The organism is Candidatus Acetatifactor stercoripullorum, from assembly GCF_944382095.1.
Lineage (GTDB): Bacteria > Bacillota > Clostridia > Lachnospirales > Lachnospiraceae > Acetatifactor > Acetatifactor stercoripullorum.
On record NZ_CALWMU010000018.1, the window covers coordinates 1 to 20,317 of the forward strand.

The following is a 20,317-nucleotide window of genomic DNA, read 5'->3' on the forward strand; positions in this document are numbered from 1 at the left end:
AAACTTCTCATTCATCAGATAGTCAAGGGAAACTTCCCGTTCCCACCTCCGGCGCAGATTCAAAATTTTATCTATGACTGCATGGCGAATGACAATCTTGCAATAGGCATTGTGCGTATGCCGGATATATTCTTGATATTCTAACTCGGTCATGGAAATTCCCCCTTTCTGAATGATGAGAAAGGGCGGCAGCACTTTTTGCTGTCGCCCCTTAGCTGCCTACCAGCAAAGACAGGCGGGGCTGTCAATGGTGGGCGTAGCCCATTTACTTGCCGTTGACTGGCTCGGCTGGCTTTGCTAATAGCCCCAATTCGCGCCAACGCTCTTGTATAGCTTGAGCATATGTGCGATTGGATTTTTAAGTATTCACATGAAACATTTCAACGCTTATCTATGATTTTATCAATTAACCCAAAATCCATTGCCTCGGTTGCTGACATATAATTATCACGTTCTGTTGCAAGGGCAATTTCCTCAATGCTTTTTCCAGTATTCTCTGCTAAAATAGAGTTTAGGCGTTCTTTGCTTTTTTGTATATGGTCGGATGTTATTTTTATATCTGTTGCCTGTCCCTGAATGCCATTTCCGTGAATTGCTGGTTGGTGTATCATTATTTCTGCGTTTGGCAAAGCGATACGTTTTCCTTTCGTTCCACCAGCTAATAAAAAAGCTCCAAAGCTGGCGGCAAGACCAATACAAATAGTTGAAACATCACATTTTATATATTGCATTGTATCATAAATAGCAAAACCGGCTGATACAGAACCTCCAGGACTGTTTATATATAACTGTATATCTTTTTCGGGGTCTTGTGCTTCTAAAAACAACATTTGAGCAATAATCAGACTGGCTGACATATCGCTTACTTCTTCCCCCAAAAAAACAATTCTGTCGGATAGTAACCGTGAAAAAATATCGTAACTTCTTTCTCCACGGCTTGTCTGTTCAATAACATAAGGTATCGTACTCATGCAGCAATCTCCTTAATTTGTGTAATAAATTTGTAACTAGAGATATAGGAACAACACAAAGAAATTCTGTTTTGTTTTGGTATAAAGATTCCCATGTCCCTATAAATTTTAGGTGGATATAAATATATTTGTTTAAAAGCAAATGAAAATGATTGTTGTGTATCATATCCAGCTTCATACGCAATTTGCATTATTGGCTTATCTGTTTTTACCAGTTTTTCAGCAGCGACAGTGAGCCTGCGGCTTTGTAAATATTTATACATGGTAATTCCTGTATACTCTGTAAAAATGCGATTAAGGTAGAATTTGGAATAACCAACATTTTTTGATATATTATCTAAGTCAATTTCTTTCTCTAAATTCTTCTCGATATAATCTATGACTTTTTTAACAACTTCTTTTTGGTGTTTCATCCTATATCCTCCTTGCACTCTTATTTATTATAGCAAGTTTAAATATGCGTTGTCTTAATAAAAAATGCTATTTTGGTACCAAATTTTTAAATTTATGCTATTTGACATGAGGAATGAAAGGGATTCCGTAGTCGTCGGCATTGTGGGAATAGCAAGTTATACACATTCCCATGGTGCTTGTCTTTTGGTCTTTGGTTCGAAATAATGTGGTGCTGGCAGTCTATCTGTTGTTTTCGGTTGCTTGCTTCTTTACCGTACATGAGCATTCATTTCTCGGTTCTACGAAAAAAGAGTGAAACACTATTTGTCCACTCTCTTTCCAAACGTTTTATTTGATTCATTACTTCACACTATATCATATCCAAATGCGACAAACCGCCCTTACTTATGGTACGGCTCCTTGTGAATAATCCGAAAAGCCCGGTAAATCTGTTCACTTAAAATCACTCTCATGAGCTGGTGCGGAAAGGTCATATCCGAAAAGCTGACAGCCTGATCCGACCGGTCAAGCACAGACTGATGCAGTCCGAGGGAGCCGCCGATCACAAAAACGATATTGCTTTTTCCGCTTAAAGCAGCCTTCTCCAGATAGGCCGCAAAGCCCTCCGAGGAAAATTTTCTGCCTCCGATCTCAAGGGTGCACACATACGCATCCTCTTTTATCCTGGCCAGAATCCGCTTCCCCTCTTTTTCCTTGATCTGCTCCTCCAAAGCGCTCCCCGCGCCCTCCGGGGTTTTTTCGTCCGCCACCTCCAGAATTTCAAATCTGCAGTATCTGCTCAGACGCTTCTCATATTCTGAAACAGCATCCCTGTAAAATTTTTCCTTGATTTTTCCCACACATACTACTGTGATTTTCATATATCTCCAAACACCATATCATATATGGTTTCGTCGATAAGATTTTCCAGAAAGGCCTGATCCAGATTCATAAACTGATGATTCAGCTTCTCTTTCAGTTTCTCATACCGCTTAAAGTAGAGAATCTCTTCCCCATCCCCTGACACATCTCCAAGCTCCTTGTCGATTTCTTCAGCGTCCAGATTTTCTCTGCACCACTTCTCCAACGTTTCACGAAGGGTATTCTCCGATTCCGCTTTCTTCTCAAATACCCTGGCATTTTTCATGGAAACTACGCCCATCACAATAAAAAGGAGAAATACAGCGCTCATCACACCGTAAAACAAATAGGGATTGCCCACAGAAAAGGGAAGCACTCCCCCCATTCCCAGTATTAGAAATACCAGGCCTGCGCCGCCCACAACTAACAGCGTCCAGGCAGAGGAACGATTATCCTCCGCCTTTTGTTCACTCTTTTCATAAACTGTGGATTTTTCCTCTTTTTCCTCCCGGTTTTGCGAAAGGGAGCCCTCCTGCTCCAAAAAAATCCTGGCAATTTCCAAAGCCCGTTCCCTGTCGTTTTTCCTTACAAGCAGCTCGAAAACCTGATCCTGCTCGTCATAGCGGATCACGGCGCCCTCAATCTGCTGATACTCCAAAAACGCCTTCAGGGAAGTCATCTGTTCCTCCTCCCCGAAAATGACAGAAACAAGCTCCTCCATCTGCTCCTCATTCACCAGCTCGCACCCGCAGTCTGCGCATACGGTGATTCCTTCACGATACTCATTCTTGCATTTGGGACACCAGGGCATAATCCTTCCTCCTAAAACTCGTAATCCATGCAGGCTCTGTTGCAGGTAACGCTTCTGATATACTTTCCTGCGGACACATGATCCGGATGCTTCTGATATTCCGCCAGAGCCTCCAGGGTCTCAAAGGTAGAAATCAAAGCCACATCCCGGTTGCTGGATTCCTGTTCATTCATAATCACCTGGATGTCTACAGCCCCCGGAACACGCTCTTTGATGGGCTCTAAAAGCTGCTTCATCTTCTCTCCCGCCTGTGTGCGCTCCTGTGTCGTAAGCTCCTCCACAAAATTCCACAGTACAATATGCTTAACCATTTTACGATTCCTTTCCGCTTAAGTATTCGTCTATTCCCTTGGCCGCCGCCTTTCCTGCGCCCATGGCCAAAATAACGGTGGCAGCTCCGGTGACAGCGTCCCCGCCCGCATAAACGCCTTCTTTGGTGGTTTTTCCGTCAGCCTCGTCCGCAATAATACACTTCCACTTATTGACCTCAAGCCCCTCCGTTGTGGATGAAATCAAGGGATTGGGAGAGGTTCCCAGGGACATGATCACCGTATCCAGCTCCATGACAAACTCTGAGCCCGGGATTTCCACCGGGCGGCGGCGTCCTGAGGCATCCGGTTCTCCCAGCTCCATTCTGATACATCTCATGCCAGTTACCCAGCCCTTGTCATCCGCAAGGATTTCCGTAGGATTGGTCAGCAGATCAAATATAATCCCTTCCTCCTTGGCATGATGCACCTCCTCCACTCTGGCGGGCAGCTCCTCTTCGCTTCTGCGGTATACAATGTGCACCTCAGCGCCCAGGCGCAGCGCCGTCCGGGCAGCGTCCATGGCCACATTTCCTCCGCCTACCACCGCCACCTTCTTACCGTGCATAATGGGTGTGTTGGAGTCAGGATCAAAGGATTTCATCAGATTGTTTCTGGTCAGATATTCATTTGCGGAAAATACGCCGTTGGAATTTTCTCCGGGAATCCCCATAAATTTGGGCAGTCCCGCGCCGGAGCCGATAAACACCGCGTCAAAGCCCTCTTCCTCCAAGAGCTCATCGATGGTCACAGATTTTCCCACCACCACATTGGTCTCTATGGTTACCCCAAGGGATTTCACGTTTTCGATCTCCTTCTCCACCACTTCCTTTTTGGGGAGACGAAACTCCGGTATGCCGTATACCAAAACGCCTCCCGGCTCGTGAAGCGCTTCAAAGATTGTCACCTCATAACCCATTTTGGCTAAATCGCCCGCACAGGTAAGTCCTGCAGGTCCGGAACCGATCACAGCAACCTTCTTTCCTTTTTTCTCCTTGGGACCCGCCGGCTTGATGCCGTTTTCTCTGGCCCAGTCTGCCACAAAACGCTCCAGCTTGCCGATAGAAATGGGATCACCCTTGATTCCTCTGATACATTTCCCTTCACACTGGCTCTCCTGTGGGCAGACACGCCCACAAACTGCCGGAAGCGCGCTGGCTTCACTGATAATCTGATAAGCCTCCTCGATCTCTCCTTCCTTTACCTTTTGGATAAAGCCGGGAATATTGATTGCAACAGGACAGCCCTTGACGCACTGAGCGTTTTTGCAGTTGATACACCTGGCTGCCTCCTCCATGGCCTCCTCCTTGTTATATCCAAGGCATACCTCTTTAAAGTTGGCTGCACGTTCCTTTGCGTCCTGTTCTCTGACAGGCACCTTTTTTAATACGTCCATTGTTCCCTCCATGATTGAACTGTTTCCGAAATTCTTCGATTCTTTAGATAACTGCAGCTTAAAATCCCCTAGCTGCAGATGCCGCAGCCTCCGTGATGGGTATCTCCCTCCTGCAGCTTTAACATGGCTCTTCCCTCTGCGGTTTTGTAAATCTGCTGGCGTCTCATGGCCTCGTCAAAATTCACTGCATGACCGTCAAATTCCGGTCCGTCCACACAGGCAAATTTTACCTGCCCGCCTACCGTGACCCGGCATGCTCCGCACATTCCAGTGCCATCTACCATAATGGGATTTAAGCTCACAACCGTAGGAAGGTTTAACTGTTTTGTAAGCTGGCATACGAATTTCATCATTATCATGGGCCCAATGGCTACACACACATCATACTTTTTGCCCTCATCCACCAGATCCTGTATGGTTTTCGTCACCATGCCGCTTCTGCCATAGGAACCGTCATCGGTGGTAATGTAAAGGTTTCCGGCAACTGCCTTCATTTCCTCTTCCAAAATTAACAGGCTTTTCGTCTTGCAGCCAACAATCACATCCGCCGAAATTCCTCTTTCATGCAGCCATTTTACCTGGGGATACACCGGCGCCGCCCCCACGCCTCCAGCCACAAAGAGAATTTTCTTTTTCTTAAGCTCCTCTATATCTTCCTTTACAAACTCAGAAGCACAGCCCAAGGGCCCCACAAAATCGTGAAAGCTGTCTCCCTCCTCCAGATGGGCCATGATCTGTGTTCCCGCGCCCACGCTTTGGAATACAATGGTAACCGTTCCCCTTTCTCTGTCGTAGTCACAGATGGTCAAAGGGATTCTCTCCCCCTGGCTGTCCGTGCGGACAATGACAAACTGTCCCGGCTCGCAGGATTTTGCCACTCTCTCTGCCTCCACCTCCATCAAATAAATATTGGCGGTAAGCTCCTTTTTTTTCGCAATCCTATACATAACACACCTCTCTATTCTATTTCAACTAATGTAAGTTGATTGTTTTCATCTGTCTGCAGCTTAAAAACCGCCCCCGTATATGCGTTTACTGCAAAATGACTGCCTGTTTTTGTGCGGATTCCGTCTGCATCCTCAAAAATTTCAGATATCACATAAAAATCATCTATCTCACTGATGTTCGTCACATATTGATACTGATACAGATATCTGGCGTTCGTCTCATTAAAATAGCCATTTTCGTCAAAAATCTTTCCGGTGGAAACGATATACTCCACCACTGCAGTCTCCGCATCCTGTGGGGTGAACTCCGTATTCATCTCAAGCTGATAGGTTCTCTCCGAGACGTTTCCGCACCTTCCGTCTACAATTTTGGCAAATCGGAATACGGATTTGCCAAGGGGCATGGGAATCGGTCCTGTATATGGTGTGGAGGAATAGGTGGGCGTTGTGCCGTCCGTTGTGTAATACACATCCTCCGCATCGCTCAAAACCTCAATGTAGATAGGAAAATTGTATTCGCCGCTCACCGCGCTGATCTCCGGAGCCGGAATCTCCTCAATGTCAATATGATACTCTTTTGTGACGCATTCGCTGACGATTCCATTCTCATTCACAAAATAAGCCTTGATGATGTAATCTCCATCCTCCAGTATGATAGGAGCCGTATACTGGCTGCTGTTTTCATCCGGTTCGCTGCCGTCCAGCGTATAATAAATCCGGCCGGAGCCGAACGCCGTAAGCTTTAGAGGCTGTACCTCATTGTAATAGCCCTCCGGTATGCTGAATTCCGGAGCCATTGCGATATAACTCTGATAGGTGGAAATAATGGAGCTGTTCTCACTTCCCAAAATCAAATCGTTTATGGTCTGGTAATTCTCCCTGGCACGGTAAATGGCAATGAGCTTGCCGTAAGCTCTCTCCAGCTGCTGTGTGGTTGCATCGGCGTCCTTTACGATTTCCCGCAGAAGATACTCGTATTCGATCCTATTGTTCTTTAAAAAATAGGCTTCAGCCAGGGCAAATTTCAGCTCAATGTTGTTTTCGTCCAGCGAAAGAGCCCGGCTGTAATAACCCACCGCCTGATCGTATTGTCCGCTCTCCACACATTGTACCGCCCTTTGTACCTGATAATCAAGAGAATTGTACCGGTAAATTGCAACAGACCAGACAGCAGCCGATATAAGCAGCCCCAGAAACACACAGCCACCTATGAGCAGAGCCAGCTTCTTTTTTCGCCTTTTTGCTCTTTTCCGGCCATGCTCCTTGTTCTGTTTCCCTGAAGCATTCTCTTCCGGTTCCGCAATTTTCTCGCTCTTACTGTCTCCAAGCTCCTCCACAATGCCGCTTAAGGTCTGTTCAAGACTAAATTCTACCTCCGGTTCAAAATCAGGCACAATGTGAATGTCTTCACCGCAATGTTCGCAATAAAGAGACCCCTCCCTTATCTCCGCCCCGCAATTTGGACACTTCATAAATTCCATACCTTTCCCGCAAGTTCAATTCCTTAAAAGAGACCGGTAATCACACCATTTTCATCTACATCTATACGATAGGCCGCCGGGCTCTTGGGCAGTCCTGGCATGGTCATGACCGCTCCCGTAAGCGCCACCACAAATCCAGCACCTGCTGAAACGTAAGCTTCTCTCACATTGATCTCAAAATTTTCCGGACGTCCCAACAAAGCAGGATCGTCGGACAGGGAATACTGATTTTTCGCCATACATACCGGAAGCGCGCCAAAACCCAGCTTTTCCAGCTTTTCCAGCTGTCTTGCAGCCGCAGGTGAAAAATTCACGCAGTTTGCGCCATAGACTTCCTTTGCTATCATAGTGATTTTTTCCCGCAACCCAAGGTCATCCTCATACAGCACATGAAAACGGCTCTCCTTTTTTTCCAAGGTTTCCATCAGCTTCCGGGCCAGCTCTATGCCTCCTTCGCCTCCCTTTTCCCAGACCTGGGAAAGGGCAAACTCACACCCTCTCTCTTCACAGAAATCTTTTACAAAGGAAACCTCTTCCACGGTATCCGTGGCAAAGGAATTTAAAGTCACCACCACGGGAACACCAAACTTCTTCAGATTCTCAATGTGCTTTTCCAGGTTTACAATGCCCTTTTTCAAAGCAGCCACATCTTCCTTGTTTAAATCAGCCTTTGCCGCTCCTCCATTATACTTTAACGCCCTGACGGTGGCCACCAGCACCGCCGCATCGGGCTTAAGACCCGAAATACGGCATTTGATATCAAAAAACTTTTCCGCTCCCAGATCAGCGCCGAAGCCAGCCTCTGTAATACAATAATCCGCCATCTTAAGCGCCGCCTTGGTCGCCCGCACGGAATTACACCCATGGGCAATGTTGGCAAAAGGGCCTCCATGCACCAGCGCCGGCGTATGCTCCAGGGTCTGTATCAGGTTCGGCTTCAGGGCATCCTTAAGAAGGGCAGCCATAGCGCCCACCGCCTTCAAATCTCCCGCCGTGACAGGCTCTCCGTCAAAATTGTAGGCTGCTACAATTTTGCCAAGCCGCTCCTTCAGATCTTTCATATCCTCCGCAAGGCACAAAATCGCCATGATCTCGCTTGCCACTGTGATTACAAAGTGATCCTCTCTCACAAACCCATCCGTACGTCCCCCAAGACCGATCACCACATTCCGCAAGGCTCTGTCATTCATATCCTCGCATCTCTTCCAGACAATCTGTCTTGGGTCGATCCCCAGCTCATTTCCCTGCTGGATATGATTGTCAATAAGCGCCGCCAAAAGATTGTTGGCGGAGGTAACAGCATGAAAATCCCCCGTAAAATGAAGATTCAAATCCTCCATAGGCACCAGCTGGGCATAGCCGCCCCCTGCGGCGCCTCCCTTAACGCCAAAGCAGGGACCCAGCGACGGCTCTCTCAAGGCCAGAATGGCCTTCTTTCCCAATTTGCCAAATGCCTGCCCCAGCCCTATGCTGGTAGTGGTCTTTCCCTCTCCCGCCGGCGTAGGGTTGATGGCAGTTACCAGGATGAGCTTTCCGTCCGGCTGCCCCTTCATTCTCTCCATATACGCTTCCGAAAGCTTGGCCTTATAGGTTCCGTAAAGCTCCAGCTCTCCTTCCTCAATGCCAATGGTCCGGGCAATCTCTGTAATAGGCTTCATAACTGCTTCCTGGGCAATCTGAATATCTGTTTTCATGGCGTTGTCAACCTCTCTTACTCCTAGATTCTGCTTATATTTCTTCCAAAAGCTGCTCGAACTGCTCCATACTCATTAATACTTTTCTGGGCTTGGTGCCTTCCTCCTCACCCACCACACCGTACTCACACAGCTGATCCATAATCCTGGCGGCTCTGTTAAATCCCACCTTGAGCACGCGCTGCAGCATGCCTATGGAGGCTTTGTCCTTGTCAATGATAAATCTGCCGGCCTCCGCAAAGTACTCGTCCCTCTGCCCGGCCTGGCCGGAGCCGCTTCCTCCTCCGGAAGCGCTTCCCATGGTCTTTATTTTTTTTTCAATGTCCTCCGCATAGGTGTTGCCCAGCGCCTGATTTTTGAGAAAGTCCACCACATCGGAAACCTCCTTGTCAGACACAAAGGCCCCTTGTATGCGGGCAGGCTTGGAATACCCCTGTGGATAAAACAGCATGTCGCCTTTTCCCAAAAGCTTCTCCGCACCGTTCATATCAAGAATCGTACGGGAATCCACACCGCTGGAAACGGAAAATGCCACACGGCTGGGCATATTGGCCTTGATTAAGCCGGTGATTACATCAACGCTTGGTCTCTGTGTTGCAATGATCAGATGAATCCCCGCAGCTCTGGCCAGCTGTGCCAGACGGCAGATAGATTCCTCCACCTCCCCGGGACAGACCATCATAAGATCCGCCAGCTCATCCACGATAATGACAATCTGGGGCAGCTTTCCGGGAGCCGTCTCATCGCCCCTTTCCCGCATGGCCTCCACCTTTTGGTTATAGCCCTTTAAATCACGCACGTTGAAATCCGCAAATTTGCGGTAGCGGTCCTCCATCTCACTCACCCCCCAGTGAAGGGCTGCAGAGGCCTTTTTCGGGTCCGTGACCACCGGAATCAAAAGATGGGGTATCCCATTATAGACGCTTAACTCCACCACCTTTGGGTCAACCATGATCAGCTTTACATCATCAGGATGGGCCTTGTAGAGAATGCTCATGATCAGCGTGTTGATACACACGGATTTTCCGGAGCCTGTTGCACCTGCAATCAGCATATGAGGCATCTTTGCAATATCCGCCACCACCACCTTGCCCGCGATATCCTTTCCCACCGCAAAGGCAAGATTAGAGGGAAACTCCTTGAATTCTTTGGTCTCCAAAAGATCACGCAGAGCCACCGGCATATTTTCCTTGTTTGGAACCTCAATGCCGATAGCCGCCTTGCCGGGGATAGGCGCTTCAATACGAATATCCGTAGCCGCAAGATTCAGCTTAATATCGTCCGCAAGCCCCACGATCTTCGACACCTTCACGCCCTGCTCCGGCTGCAGCTCATAACGGGTTACGCTGGGCCCCTGACTGATATCGGTGATGGTGACCCTCACGCCGAAGGTGTTCAGCGTCTGCTGCAGGCGAAGAGCCGTCTCCTTGAGCTCTCTGGTAGAATCTCCTGTGGCCGTCACGCCCTTCTTAAGCCTTGAGAGCGGTGGAAACATATATTTTCTCGGAATTCTTTTTTCCGCGCTTTGAATGTCCCTATGTATCTCCTCTCTGGTATCCCCAAGGGGCTTTTCCTGCTTTTCAGAAGTCATTTTCTCCGGCCTCTTTACAGCAGCGGAACTCTCCTCCGGAATTCTCTCCTTGTGGATGCGGATTCTGGAAGCCGCAACGGTGTCTGAAAGCCCATTTTCCGGCGCTGCCTCCCCCGGCTCCTCCAAAGGCTCCCGGTTCTCCTGTACAGGCTCAGGAGAATTAGACTGATACGCGCTGCGGATTTGGATTCTTTCAAAATCAAAATCCGGTTCCTCTTTGGCTTGTGCTGCGGAATTCTGTTCCTGGGAAAAATCCGCTTCTCCGGAAAAGGTAATCTCATGGATATCGTCTCTTCGCCGTTCCTGTGAGGGCTTTGACAGGGAGGTGTCCAGCATCACCCCCGTTACCTTCTTCTCCATGCGCAGGATTCTTTCGTTTTCCTTTTCCTCCGCCTTCAGCCTGCGCGCTTCTTCTCTTCTGGCTCTCGCAGCTTCCTGATCCTCTCTGCGCTGTCTTGTGTATTCTCTTCTTCTTTCCGCGTCCTCCCTGCTCCTTTCACGCATCCGGCTTGAGCCGTCCTTTACCGTGCGCAGCAGAGATTTCTCCGTCAAAAGAATCAGGCTGATTGTAGAGCACAAAATGACAACCAGCACCGTACCGATGGTTTCCATATAATGATGCAGCAAAAAGGCGAGGCTGCCCGCCAATACGCCGCCTCCATTCCTTCCTGTACTGGAGCTTTCGTAAATGGCTTTGATATCATATGCCGCCATGCCGCTGCCGTTTCCCGCAATCAGATCACAGACAACCCCCGCCATCAAAAACAGCACGATGCCCGCTATCACCTTGCGCAGTGCAGTGGGATTCCCTTCATTGGCCGACCAAAAAGCCACAGCCAGAAAAAGAAGAACCGGAGCCGCATAAGCCGTCCATCCAAAAAGCCCAAACATGACAGCGCTGACGGAATCACCCACAGGACCGATTACCCCAAAATTGCAGCAAAATAAAACCACCATTGCCACAAACAGCACAATCAGCCCTATCTCGTGAAACAGTGCGCTGTCCTGGGCCTTCTGATAGGTATTTTTCTTTTTTTTATTTGAATTTGCAGTATTTGTATTTCCGCTTCTTTTTTTGGAAGAGGATGCTCTTTTGCCTGATGCTGCCGCCATTTCCTCATACCTCTCTGTTTCCATCTAAAATGCACTTATAAGAGTATACCATTTTTCAGGCGGATTGTCACCATGTATACAATTTAACAAACCCGGACTATTTCACGGATTTTCTTTTTTCAATCATCTGGTGCAGACGGCGCACTGCTTTGTCCACACCGCCCACCTCGTCAATAATGCCATTCTTTACCGCTTCTTCTCCCACCAGGATGGTTCCCACATCCTTTGTGAGCACACCGGTTTCCAGCATCAGCTCTTCCAGGCGGCTTTTATTGATTTTACAGTGATCACACACAAAGCCGGTAATCCGATCCTGAATCAGTTTAAAGTATTCAAAGGTCTGGGGCACGCCGATCACCATGCCGTTCATCCGCACGGGATGTATCACCATGGTTCCTGTAGGCACAATGTAAGAATAGTCCGTGCTCACCGCAATTGGCACGCCGATGGAATGACTTCCTCCCAACACAAGGGAAACCGAGGGCTTGCTCAAAGAGGCAATCATTTCCGCAATGGCAAGCCCCGCCTCCACGTCTCCCCCCATTGTGTTTAATAAAACAAGCAGGCCCTGAATCTCCTTGCTGTCCTCAATGGCCGCCAGCTGCGGAAGGATATGTTCGTATTTTGTTGTTTTTGAACTGCCTGAAAGATTGTCATGCCCCTCTATCTCTCCAATAATGGTCAACAGATGAATGTTCTGCTTCTGCTCATTTTCATCCAAGGTCAGCTGTCCGGTCTGCTCAATCCGTTCATCCCTGTGTTTTTCTTCTTCAATTCTGCCGTCTTTTTCCTTTTCTCCATCCTGCGCCATCTGTCTTCTCTCCTTTCTGTCTTTAGGACGCTATAGGCGCCGCTAAAAAAAGACTGTACCAGAATCTCTCTGATCCAGTCTTTCCTATTATGTACGCTTTTTACAGATTCATGCGCAGCTTAAATGTCAAAATCATCATCGTCGCTTACGGCAACGTCAAAGTCATCCCTGTCGTCAGACCCCAGTCTGTAATCCATAGTCCGTCTTTCATGCCTCTTTGGCAGAGGAAGCGGATTTTCAATGTATTTGACCTTGGGCTTTGCCTCTTTTTCCTGAAACTCCGGCATCAGCTCAAGCTCCCCGTTCTCTGCATCCGCTTTTTGAGTTTTCGGTTCTTCTGCCTTTGCCTTCTCCGTTTCCGGTTCCTCACCTTCTGGTTTATCCCTTTCCTCCAGCTGACCGTCCGCACCGGACACTGCAAATATTTCCTGAACGCCTATGCCTGCCAGAACGGACAATAAAAAAAAGAATAAGACTCCTCCGTCCATCTCCTGGGTTACCAGCCCAAAGCACTGTGCCGCTCCCAGCGCAAAAAGCAGAATTGTAAAGCCCCGCAGACGCTCGGCTCCCTTTCTGCACCAAAAGCCAAACACCCCAAGAAGCAGACAGAAAGCAAGCAATATTCCCTCCGGGAAAATTGCTCCAGCATTCAAAAACGCCGGAATCAAAAAACTGTCGGGACTATAAAGCTTAAGCCAGGCCCCCATTACACTGCCCACGTTCTTTGTGCTGGAAAGAGCGTCTATGCAGATCACCGCCAAAAGTCCCAGGCAAAAGCCCGCCAGGCTCAAAAGAAGCAGAGGCATCCGGCCCGATAGGCCAGACTCCTTTAAAAAAGCCAAGCTCCAGAGAAATAAAAGAAGGATACTTCCTGTTATATCAAAGTAGCACACAATTCCGGCAAGAAGCCCGGTACATAAATATGCCACAGGACTTTTCTTTCCCGCCAGGTTTGCTGCAGACACAAAAGCCACCCCAAAAAAGAGCAGAAACAGCATATCCGGGGAAAGAACCACTGCTTCCTTTATCATACCCGGTGAAAGCATGGCAAAGGCAAGCATAATCAATGCTGCCCCTCTTCCGGCTGTTTTTTTCACCCCTATATAGAGAAGCGCAAAAGCGCACATCTGCAGAACAATCTGGCAGATGACGGCTGCAGTCATTTTATTTCCAAACACCAGACAAAGCAGATGCAGAAGCTGCAGGTAGGCATACACAGCCCCATGCACCACCATGGGAACCGTCTGTCCCTCCATAACCTTTGCCGCCTCGAAATAAACCGACTGTGTCTGAGTCTGGGGCATGGCCTGTATCCGGAGAAAAATGCCTGCCGCAAGCAAAACCACTGCCCCGATACACTCCGGCACAAGCAAGGAAAAGCGTCCTGCTGCCGCAGTCCCGCCATCTGAAATTGCTGCCGCAGCCTTATGTACAAAAAGTGTGGCAATCCCAGCCACAGCAAACGCCCCCATGCACAACACAAGCCCTATCTGCGGTTCATATCCCTTTTCTGTGCACAGGCTTACCGCCACACAGACCGAAAAAACAATGGCTGCGGCACTATACAAAAGCCACAGCGCATAGCTGAATCCGTTTTTTTCCCAATTCATGTCAAGCTTCCTTAATTTCTTCGCTGGTCAACACTTTTTCAATATTATAGCGTGGTCTGTGCTTCACCTCGATATAAATCTTGCCGATATATTGTCCCACCAGACCGATGGCAAGAAGCTGCAGGCCTCCCAGGAACCAGATGGATAAAATCAGCGAAGTCCACCCGGGAACCACATGTCCGGTAAAATAGGAAATCAGGGCGTAAACGAGAGCCAGCACCGAAACTATAACAATAAGCAGGCCGATTCCCAGTATCAGACTAATGGGCTTTACACTAAAGGAGGATATCCCGTTAAAGGCAAGGGCAAGCATCTTTTTCAAGGGATATTTGGACTCCCCGGCCACCCGCTCCTTTCGGTCATAATAGACGCTGTCTGTCTGGTAGCCCAGAAGAGGCATCATGCCTCTTAAGAACAGATTGGTCTCCTTATACTTGGAAAACTGCTCCACTGCCCGCTTGGACATCAAACGAAAGTCCGCGTGATTGTAAACGGTCTTTACGCCCATAAGGTCCATGAGCTTATAAAAGCCCTGGGCTGTGGTGCGTTTAAAGAAAGTGTCCGTTTTGCGCTCTTTTCTGACACCGTATACAATGTCGCAGCCCTGATGAAACTTATCGATCATCTCCTCAATCACGGCCACATCATCCTGCAGGTCCGCATCTATGGAGATTGTCACATCACTGATATCCATAGCAGTAATGAGCCCTGCCGTCAGCGCAAACTGATGTCCCACATTGCCTGCCAGCTTCACGCCGAAAACCTGAACGGGATGCGCTCTGTGTTCTTCCTCAATCAATTCCCAGGTGCGGTCCCTGCTTCCGTCATTGACAAACAGAATAAAGCTGTCCTCAGCTATCTTTTCCTTTTTCACCAAATCATCCAGTACTTCCCGCAGAGCCTGGGAAGCAATCTTGAGCACTTCCTCCTCATTATAGCAGGGAACTACAATCGCCAGTCTCTCCATACGCTCTCCTTTTGCATTATACCTCCCGCAAGGCCTGTTCCAGGTCCGCGATAATATCATCCATATGCTCCAGACCTACGGAGAAACGAATCAAATCAGGAGCTACTCCCGCCTCCACAAGCTGCTCGTCCGTCATCTGTCTGTGGGTGTGGCTTGCCGGATGAAGGACACAGGTTCTTGCATCTGCCACATGAGTGACAATCGCAGCCAGCTTTAAATGATCCATCATTTTTTCTGCAGCCTTTCTGCCGCCCTTTAATCCAAAGGAGATCACGCCGCAGGTTCCCTTTGGCATATACTTCTTGGCCAGCTCATAATACCTGCTGCTCTTTAAGCCCGGATAATTTACCCATGCAACCTTGTCGTGAGACTCCAGGTACTCCGCCACGGCCAGAGCGTTTGCGCAGTGCCTCTCCATGCGCAGAGGCAGCGTTTCCAGACCTATATTCAAAAGAAAAGCATTTTGAGGCGCCTGGATAGACCCCAGGTCCCGCATCAGCTGTGCAGTAGCCTTTGTAATATAGGCTGCCTTGCCGAATTTTTTCGTATAGGTGATTCCGTGGTAAGAATCATCCGGAGTGGTCAGTCCAGGGAATTTCTCCGGGCAGCTCTCCCAGTCAAAGTTGCCGGAATCTACAATCGCGCCGCCCACGCACATAGCATGGCCGTCCATATATTTTGTAGTGGAATGAGTTACGATATCCGCTCCCCATAAAAAAGGATTGCAGTTTATGGGTGTGGCAAAGGTATTATCTACGATCAAAGGCACCTGATGGGAATGGGCCAGTCGCGCAAATTTTTCAATATCCAAAACCACCAGCGCCGGATTTGCAATGGTCTCCGCAAGAACACACTTGGTATTCTCCTGAAATGCCTTTGCAATCTCCTCCTCCGGTGCATCAGGGTCTACCACCGTACACTGAATTCCCATTTTTTTCATGGTAACCGTCAAAAGATTGAAGGTGCCGCCGTAAACCGTGGAGGACAAAACCACATGATCCCCCGCTTCACAGATATTGAATACGGCGTAGTAGTTGGCAGCCTGTCCGGAGCTGGTAAGCATGGCGGCAGCTCCGCCCTCCAGCTCGCAAATCTTCTGGGCTACAAAGTCGTTGGTGGGATTCTGCAGTCTTGTATAAAAATAACCGCTCTCTTCCAAATCGAAGAGCCTTCCCATCTGCTCTGAAGTATCGTATTTGAAGGTAGTGCTCTGAATAATGGGCAGCACACGGGGTTGTCCATTAACAGGCTTCCATCCGGATTGAATACAGATCGTTTCTTTTTTGTAATTATTTTCCATCTTTTTTCCTCATTTCCACGCTCTTTTTGCCTTTCAGCCTAAGCTACTGTGCGCCTTATTCGTCCCAGTTGTGATAAACTGCCTGTACGTCGTCATCCTCATCCAAAAGATCCAGCGTTTTCTGCAGGTTCTTTATGGCCGTTTCGTCTGTCAGCTCCACATAATTCTGGGGAATCATGGTCACCTCAGCGCTCAGCATGGGAATGCCGGCGTCCTCCAGGGCCTTCCTCACCTCCTCGAAGCTGTCGGGGTCGGTGAGCACCTCAAAGCTGTCCTCCTCCTCGGAAAAATCCTCCGCGCCTGCATCCAGTGCAAGCATCATCAGATCGTCCGCCTCCATATCGCACTCTTCCTTATCAATGATAATCTGCCCCTTTTTGTCAAACATAAAGGACACGCAGCCGGGTGTGCCTACATTTCCCTGTCCCTTGGTAAAGGCGCTTCTCACATTGGCTGCGGTGCGGTTTTTATTGTCTGTAAGCGCATCTACGATAATGGCGATGCCGCTTGGTCCATAGCCTTCATAGGTGACATATTCATAATTTACATTTCCCGTGTCTCCGGCCGCCTTCTTTATGCCCCTTTCAATGGTGTCATTTGGCATATTATTGGCTTTTGCCTTGGCGATCACCGCGGCCAGCTTGAAATTGTTGCCCGGGTCCGGTCCGCCCTCCTTCACGGCTACCGCGATCTCTCTTCCGATAATGGTAAAAATCTTTCCCTTGGCGGCGTCGTTTTTCTCCTTTTTATGTTTAATATTAGCAAATTTTGAATGTCCTGACATGGTTTTCTCCTTTTGTTCCTTCTATCCTGCAAAGCCTTCTGCATAAAGACATTTTTCATAAATATACCATTTTCCATATCATTCGTCAAGAACTGCAAGCCCGGGTCCTTTATGTATCCAATTCCAGGCTTATCATCAGGGCCTTGTTCACCCTTTGCATGACCTCGCCGTCCAGGTGGCATACCTTGTCTTTGAGACGCTTCTTATCAATCGTCCTAAGCTGCTCCAATAAAACCACAGAGTCCTTATCCATATCATAAAGCTTTGCGTTCAATTCTATATGAGTGGGAAGCTTTGCCTTGTTCATCTTAGAGGTAATGGCTGCGCAGATCACGGTGGGGCTGTGCCTGTTTCCCACATCATTCTGGATGATCAGCACTGGCCGTATGCCTCCCTGTTCCGAGCCGATGACCGGTCTTAAATCCGCGTAATATACATCTCCTCTTTTCATTTTTCCTCCATTCTGCCATACAAGCAGCTTCCGCCGTCTACAGCTCTCGTTGTTTGTACGATAGTATTGCCGTTTTATCTGGAGGTATTCAAAATTTTTCTCCGCCCTGGAGATAGACTCTGGGGATTCTCGTTCCAATGTCGCAGACCAATTCATAATGAAAACGTCCCGACAGCTCCCCCAGCTCTTCTGCGCTGATCTGCTCTCTTCCGTCAACGCCAAGCAGCGTCACCCGGTCACCCTCGGCAGCCTTTGGTATCTCTGAAACGTCCACCATAAACTGATCCATGCAGATTCTCCCTAATATGGGAGCCTTTTTCCCTCTGATCAGCACATACCCCTTTCCCGACAGGGAGCGGGGATAGCCGTCCCCATAGCCTATGGGAATCGTGGCCACCCGGGTATCCCGTTTTGCGGTAAAGGTAGAGCCATAGCCCACGCTCTGACCCTTTTGAATGGTCTTTAGGTAGATCACTGTGCTGTACCAGGACAGAGCCGGCCGCAGGGGTACTACATCCCTGCGCATCTCCCCGGAAGGATAAAGTCCATACAGGGCAATGCCTGCTCTGACCAAATCCATGTGCGCCTCCGGCAGCTCCAGAATCCCCGCGCTGTTGGAACAATGCTTTATGGGAATTTTGATGCCAAGCTCCTCTTCTATTCTTTTCAAAAAGTCCTGGAAAATGCAAAGCTGCTGTCGGGCGCTGGTTTTATCCCTTGTGTCCGCTTTGGCAAAATGGGTGAATATCCCCTCTATCTCAATCCCCGGCTCCATGGAAAGCCTGCGCACAAAGGCAAGTCCCTCATCGTCTGGCATAATGCCAATCCTGCCCATTCCCGTATCTACCTTCACATGCACCTTAAGGCGCTTTCCCGCCGCTTTTGCCCCTTGGGACAACGCCTTAAGGGAGTCCTCCCGGAACACTGCCGGACGAATTTCCCATCTTGCAAGCATTTCATAAGAATCGGGAAAGGCATAGCCCAGAATAAGGATGGGCTTTTTGATTCCCGCGCGCCGCAGCTTGTAAGCTTCCTCCACCGTAGCCACAGCAAAGCCGTACAGAAAATCAAGCCCCTCAAGGCGTCTGGCAATGGGAACGCTGCCATGCCCATAGCCGTCTGCCTTGACCACGCCCAGCATTTTTGTATGCGCTCCGATCTGCTTTTTCATGCTGCACATGTTTTCCACAATAGCATCCAGATTTATCTCCACATACCCTCTCTGACAGGCCTTTAATTTCTCGTTCCATTCGTCCATCTGATTTCTTTCCTTTGCGTATCCTGGCAAAATGCCATATTTTCAATAATGTCTCCCGCCATCAGGCCGTGTTCACCGCATCTGCAGGCTGCCTTGTCTCCCGCCCTTGCATGCAGACACACGCCTGCGGCAGCGGCCTCAAAGGGTTCCATCCCCTGTGCACACAGTCCGGCTATCACCCCCGCCAAAACGTCGCCGCTTCCAGCGGTTGCCATGCCGCTGTTGCCCGCCAGATTTACGCACACAGTCCCATCTTCCCGACACACAAAGGTACGGGCATCCTTTACCACTAAGACGGCGTGAAGCCTTTCTGCAAGCCTTACTCCTGCATCAGGCAGATTTTCCTTAAGCTCCTGTATCGTTTTCCCCATAAGTCTGGAAAGCTCTCCCACATGGGGTGTCAGAATCATCCTTCTGCCCGCCGCCCCCTGTCTGGATAGCTCCTGAAAAAATGTGTTCTCCTCAGAAAGCAGGTTCAAGGCATCTGCGTCCAGCACCAGGGGAAGGCTGCTTTCAAAGATCAGGCTCCGCAAAAGCTCCAGGGCCTGCTTTCCAGTGGAAAGTCCGGGGCCGGCGGCAATCACATCCGCCCACTTAAGACTCTGCAAAAGCTCCTTTGGGCTCCCAAGCAAAGCCTCCGGCACCTGCTGCTGCAGAATCACTCTGTTTTCCTCTGGCGTGATCACCTTGACCATACCGGCACCTATCCGATAGGCAGCCCTGGCAGCCAGCACTGCAGCACCCGCCATATTCCTGCTGCCCGCCGCCAAAACCACCTTGCCAAAGGTGCCCTTATTGCCCGCCAGGTCCCGAGGGGGCAGAAGGCTCTCTGCATCTTCGTCATAGCAAAACATCTGCGGCTTTCTTCCAAAAAAACTGGCTTCGCCGATTCCAACGCCGTCTACCTTCACCTCTCCGCAGTAAAGACAGCCCGGATACAGGGCAAGCCCTCTTTTCAAAAATCCAAAGGTCACCGTCATATCCGCCCTCACGGCTGTTCCCAGCACCCGTCCGGTGTCAGAATCAATGCCGCTTGGAACGTCCAGAGCTATCTTATACCCCGAAAGGCTGTTAAAGGTTTCTATGGCCTGGGCGAACTCTCCCTTCACCTCTCTGGAAAGTCCTACTCCGAATAAAGCGTCTATTAAAATAGTATATTCCTCCCTGAAAGGTTTGCTGCCTGTTTTCACAGGATAATTTTGCAGAATGGCAGACTGCTTCTCCCACTGTGGAGAAGCCTTTTTTCTTTCTCCCACATGCCATATCTCCACCTCCCAGGACTCCTCTGCAAGAAGCCTGGCCAATGCAAGTCCGTCTCCGCCATTGTTCCCCATCCCGGTAAGAATCAGCACTCTTTTCCTCTGATCCCGGCATTTTTTCATAATCTTCCGGATTTCTCCAAGTGCCGCCAGTGCCGCTCTCTCCATAAGCACCATGCCCGGAATGCCGATTCTTTCTATGGTATTGCGGTCATATTCTTTCATTTCCTCTGCAGTGACCAGATATTTCATATTTGCCTCATTTCTGCGCTGTCCTTTGCGCATTCCAAGTATAAAACAAAAAGGACTGT

The 20,317-nt window shown here is 49.0% G+C and carries 18 protein-coding genes and 1 pseudogene; all 19 read right to left on the minus strand.

Features of this window, described 5'->3' with window-relative positions; translation table 11 throughout:
- Positions 1-380 precede the first annotated feature (380 nt).
- Positions 381-971 carry an ATP-dependent Clp protease proteolytic subunit gene (locus SHK35_RS07000; protein ID WP_318709220.1) on the minus strand — a complete coding sequence of 197 codons (591 nt, stop codon included), beginning with the start codon at positions 969-971 and terminating at the stop codon, positions 381-383.
- Positions 968-1,384 (minus strand): AraC family transcriptional regulator, encoded by a 417-nt coding sequence (locus SHK35_RS07005; RefSeq protein WP_318709221.1) that lies wholly within the window; start codon positions 1,382-1,384, stop codon positions 968-970. Before SHK35_RS07005 ends, SHK35_RS07000 begins: the two co-directional genes overlap by 4 nt.
- A gap of 381 nt (positions 1,385-1,765) precedes the next feature.
- Positions 1,766-2,245 (minus strand): 23S rRNA (pseudouridine(1915)-N(3))-methyltransferase RlmH, encoded by a 480-nt coding sequence (gene rlmH / locus SHK35_RS07010; RefSeq protein ID WP_318705497.1) that lies wholly within the window; start codon positions 2,243-2,245, stop codon positions 1,766-1,768.
- Positions 2,242-3,036: a hypothetical protein gene (locus SHK35_RS07015; RefSeq protein ID WP_318709222.1), complete on the minus strand. Its 795-nt coding sequence runs from the start codon at positions 3,034-3,036 to the stop codon at positions 2,242-2,244. The genes rlmH and SHK35_RS07015 overlap by 4 nt, the downstream gene beginning before the upstream one ends.
- An 11-nt stretch (positions 3,037-3,047) precedes the next feature.
- Entirely contained in the window at positions 3,048-3,347 is a 300-nt protein-coding gene (locus SHK35_RS07020; protein ID WP_318705499.1) for a Dabb family protein, read from the minus strand.
- Between the two features lies 1 nt (position 3,348).
- Positions 3,349-4,740, minus strand: a complete 1,392-nt coding sequence (gene gltA, locus SHK35_RS07025; protein ID WP_318709223.1) for an NADPH-dependent glutamate synthase — start codon at positions 4,738-4,740, stop codon at positions 3,349-3,351.
- A gap of 68 nt (positions 4,741-4,808) precedes the next feature.
- The gene (locus SHK35_RS07030; protein WP_318705501.1) at positions 4,809-5,687 is read right to left on the minus strand and encodes a sulfide/dihydroorotate dehydrogenase-like FAD/NAD-binding protein; all 879 of its coding nucleotides are present in this window, start codon (positions 5,685-5,687) and stop codon (positions 4,809-4,811) included.
- Between the two features lie 11 nt (positions 5,688-5,698).
- The gene (locus SHK35_RS07035) at positions 5,699-7,081 is read right to left on the minus strand and encodes a chitobiase/beta-hexosaminidase C-terminal domain-containing protein (protein ID WP_318709224.1); all 1,383 of its coding nucleotides are present in this window, start codon (positions 7,079-7,081) and stop codon (positions 5,699-5,701) included.
- A 15-nt stretch (positions 7,082-7,096) separates the two neighbouring features.
- Positions 7,097-7,168 (minus strand): annotated as a pseudogene (locus SHK35_RS14280) (zinc-ribbon domain-containing protein); the annotation flags it as partial.
- Positions 7,169-7,191: 23 nt separating this feature from the next.
- Positions 7,192-8,862 carry a formate--tetrahydrofolate ligase gene (locus tag SHK35_RS07040; RefSeq protein ID WP_318705503.1) on the minus strand — a complete coding sequence of 557 codons (1,671 nt, stop codon included), beginning with the start codon at positions 8,860-8,862 and terminating at the stop codon, positions 7,192-7,194.
- Positions 8,863-8,896: 34 nt separating this feature from the next.
- Positions 8,897-11,566 carry an FtsK/SpoIIIE family DNA translocase gene (locus tag SHK35_RS07045; RefSeq protein WP_318709225.1) on the minus strand — a complete coding sequence of 890 codons (2,670 nt, stop codon included), beginning with the start codon at positions 11,564-11,566 and terminating at the stop codon, positions 8,897-8,899.
- A gap of 97 nt (positions 11,567-11,663) precedes the next feature.
- Complete coding sequence (locus SHK35_RS07050) at positions 11,664-12,377, minus strand: ClpP family protease (RefSeq protein ID WP_318709226.1); 714 nt, start codon at positions 12,375-12,377, stop codon at positions 11,664-11,666.
- A gap of 119 nt (positions 12,378-12,496) precedes the next feature.
- Positions 12,497-13,987, minus strand: a complete 1,491-nt coding sequence (locus SHK35_RS07055; protein WP_318709227.1) for a glycosyltransferase family 39 protein — start codon at positions 13,985-13,987, stop codon at positions 12,497-12,499.
- Between the two features lies 1 nt (position 13,988).
- Entirely contained in the window at positions 13,989-14,954 is a 966-nt protein-coding gene (locus SHK35_RS07060) for a glycosyltransferase family 2 protein (RefSeq protein WP_318705510.1), read from the minus strand.
- A 16-nt stretch (positions 14,955-14,970) separates the two neighbouring features.
- The gene (locus SHK35_RS07065; protein ID WP_318705512.1) at positions 14,971-16,254 is read right to left on the minus strand and encodes an O-acetylhomoserine aminocarboxypropyltransferase/cysteine synthase family protein; all 1,284 of its coding nucleotides are present in this window, start codon (positions 16,252-16,254) and stop codon (positions 14,971-14,973) included.
- 55 nt (positions 16,255-16,309) lie between these two features.
- Positions 16,310-17,038, minus strand: coding sequence for a YebC/PmpR family DNA-binding transcriptional regulator (locus SHK35_RS07070; protein ID WP_318705513.1), 729 nt, complete (start codon positions 17,036-17,038; stop codon positions 16,310-16,312).
- 109 nt (positions 17,039-17,147) lie between these two features.
- Positions 17,148-17,489 carry a type II toxin-antitoxin system PemK/MazF family toxin gene (locus tag SHK35_RS07075; protein ID WP_318705117.1) on the minus strand — a complete coding sequence of 114 codons (342 nt, stop codon included), beginning with the start codon at positions 17,487-17,489 and terminating at the stop codon, positions 17,148-17,150.
- 88 nt (positions 17,490-17,577) lie between these two features.
- Positions 17,578-18,747, minus strand: coding sequence for an alanine racemase (gene alr / locus SHK35_RS07080; protein WP_318709228.1), 1,170 nt, complete (start codon positions 18,745-18,747; stop codon positions 17,578-17,580).
- Positions 18,723-20,258, minus strand: a complete 1,536-nt coding sequence (locus SHK35_RS07085; protein WP_318709229.1) for an NAD(P)H-hydrate dehydratase — start codon at positions 20,256-20,258, stop codon at positions 18,723-18,725. The genes alr and SHK35_RS07085 overlap by 25 nt, the downstream gene beginning before the upstream one ends.
- Positions 20,259-20,317: the final 59 nt, after the last annotated feature.

Bases quoted from the DNA above. Each gene is read 5' to 3' on its own strand.
- SHK35_RS07000 (WP_318709220.1), bottom strand. From the start codon at position 971: ATGAGTACGATACCTTATGTTATTGAACAGACAAGCCGTGGAGAAAGA.
- SHK35_RS07005 (WP_318709221.1), bottom strand. From the start codon at position 1,384: ATGAAACACCAAAAAGAAGTTGTTAAAAAAGTCATAGATTATATCGAG.
- rlmH (WP_318705497.1), bottom strand. From the start codon at position 2,245: ATGAAAATCACAGTAGTATGTGTGGGAAAAATCAAGGAAAAATTTTAC.
- SHK35_RS07015 (WP_318709222.1), bottom strand. From the start codon at position 3,036: ATGCCCTGGTGTCCCAAATGCAAGAATGAGTATCGTGAAGGAATCACC.
- SHK35_RS07020 (WP_318705499.1), bottom strand. From the start codon at position 3,347: ATGGTTAAGCATATTGTACTGTGGAATTTTGTGGAGGAGCTTACGACA.
- gltA (WP_318709223.1), bottom strand. From the start codon at position 4,740: ATGGACGTATTAAAAAAGGTGCCTGTCAGAGAACAGGACGCAAAGGAA.
- SHK35_RS07030 (WP_318705501.1), bottom strand. From the start codon at position 5,687: ATGTATAGGATTGCGAAAAAAAAGGAGCTTACCGCCAATATTTATTTG.
- SHK35_RS07040 (WP_318705503.1), bottom strand. From the start codon at position 8,862: ATGAAAACAGATATTCAGATTGCCCAGGAAGCAGTTATGAAGCCTATT.
- SHK35_RS07045 (WP_318709225.1), bottom strand. From the start codon at position 11,566: ATGGCGGCAGCATCAGGCAAAAGAGCATCCTCTTCCAAAAAAAGAAGC.
- SHK35_RS07050 (WP_318709226.1), bottom strand. From the start codon at position 12,377: ATGGCGCAGGATGGAGAAAAGGAAAAAGACGGCAGAATTGAAGAAGAA.
- SHK35_RS07055 (WP_318709227.1), bottom strand. From the start codon at position 13,987: ATGAATTGGGAAAAAAACGGATTCAGCTATGCGCTGTGGCTTTTGTAT.
- SHK35_RS07060 (WP_318705510.1), bottom strand. From the start codon at position 14,954: ATGGAGAGACTGGCGATTGTAGTTCCCTGCTATAATGAGGAGGAAGTG.
- SHK35_RS07065 (WP_318705512.1), bottom strand. From the start codon at position 16,254: ATGGAAAATAATTACAAAAAAGAAACGATCTGTATTCAATCCGGATGG.
- SHK35_RS07070 (WP_318705513.1), bottom strand. From the start codon at position 17,038: ATGTCAGGACATTCAAAATTTGCTAATATTAAACATAAAAAGGAGAAA.
- SHK35_RS07075 (WP_318705117.1), bottom strand. From the start codon at position 17,489: ATGAAAAGAGGAGATGTATATTACGCGGATTTAAGACCGGTCATCGGC.
- alr (WP_318709228.1), bottom strand. From the start codon at position 18,747: ATGGACGAATGGAACGAGAAATTAAAGGCCTGTCAGAGAGGGTATGTG.
- SHK35_RS07085 (WP_318709229.1), bottom strand. From the start codon at position 20,258: ATGAAATATCTGGTCACTGCAGAGGAAATGAAAGAATATGACCGCAAT.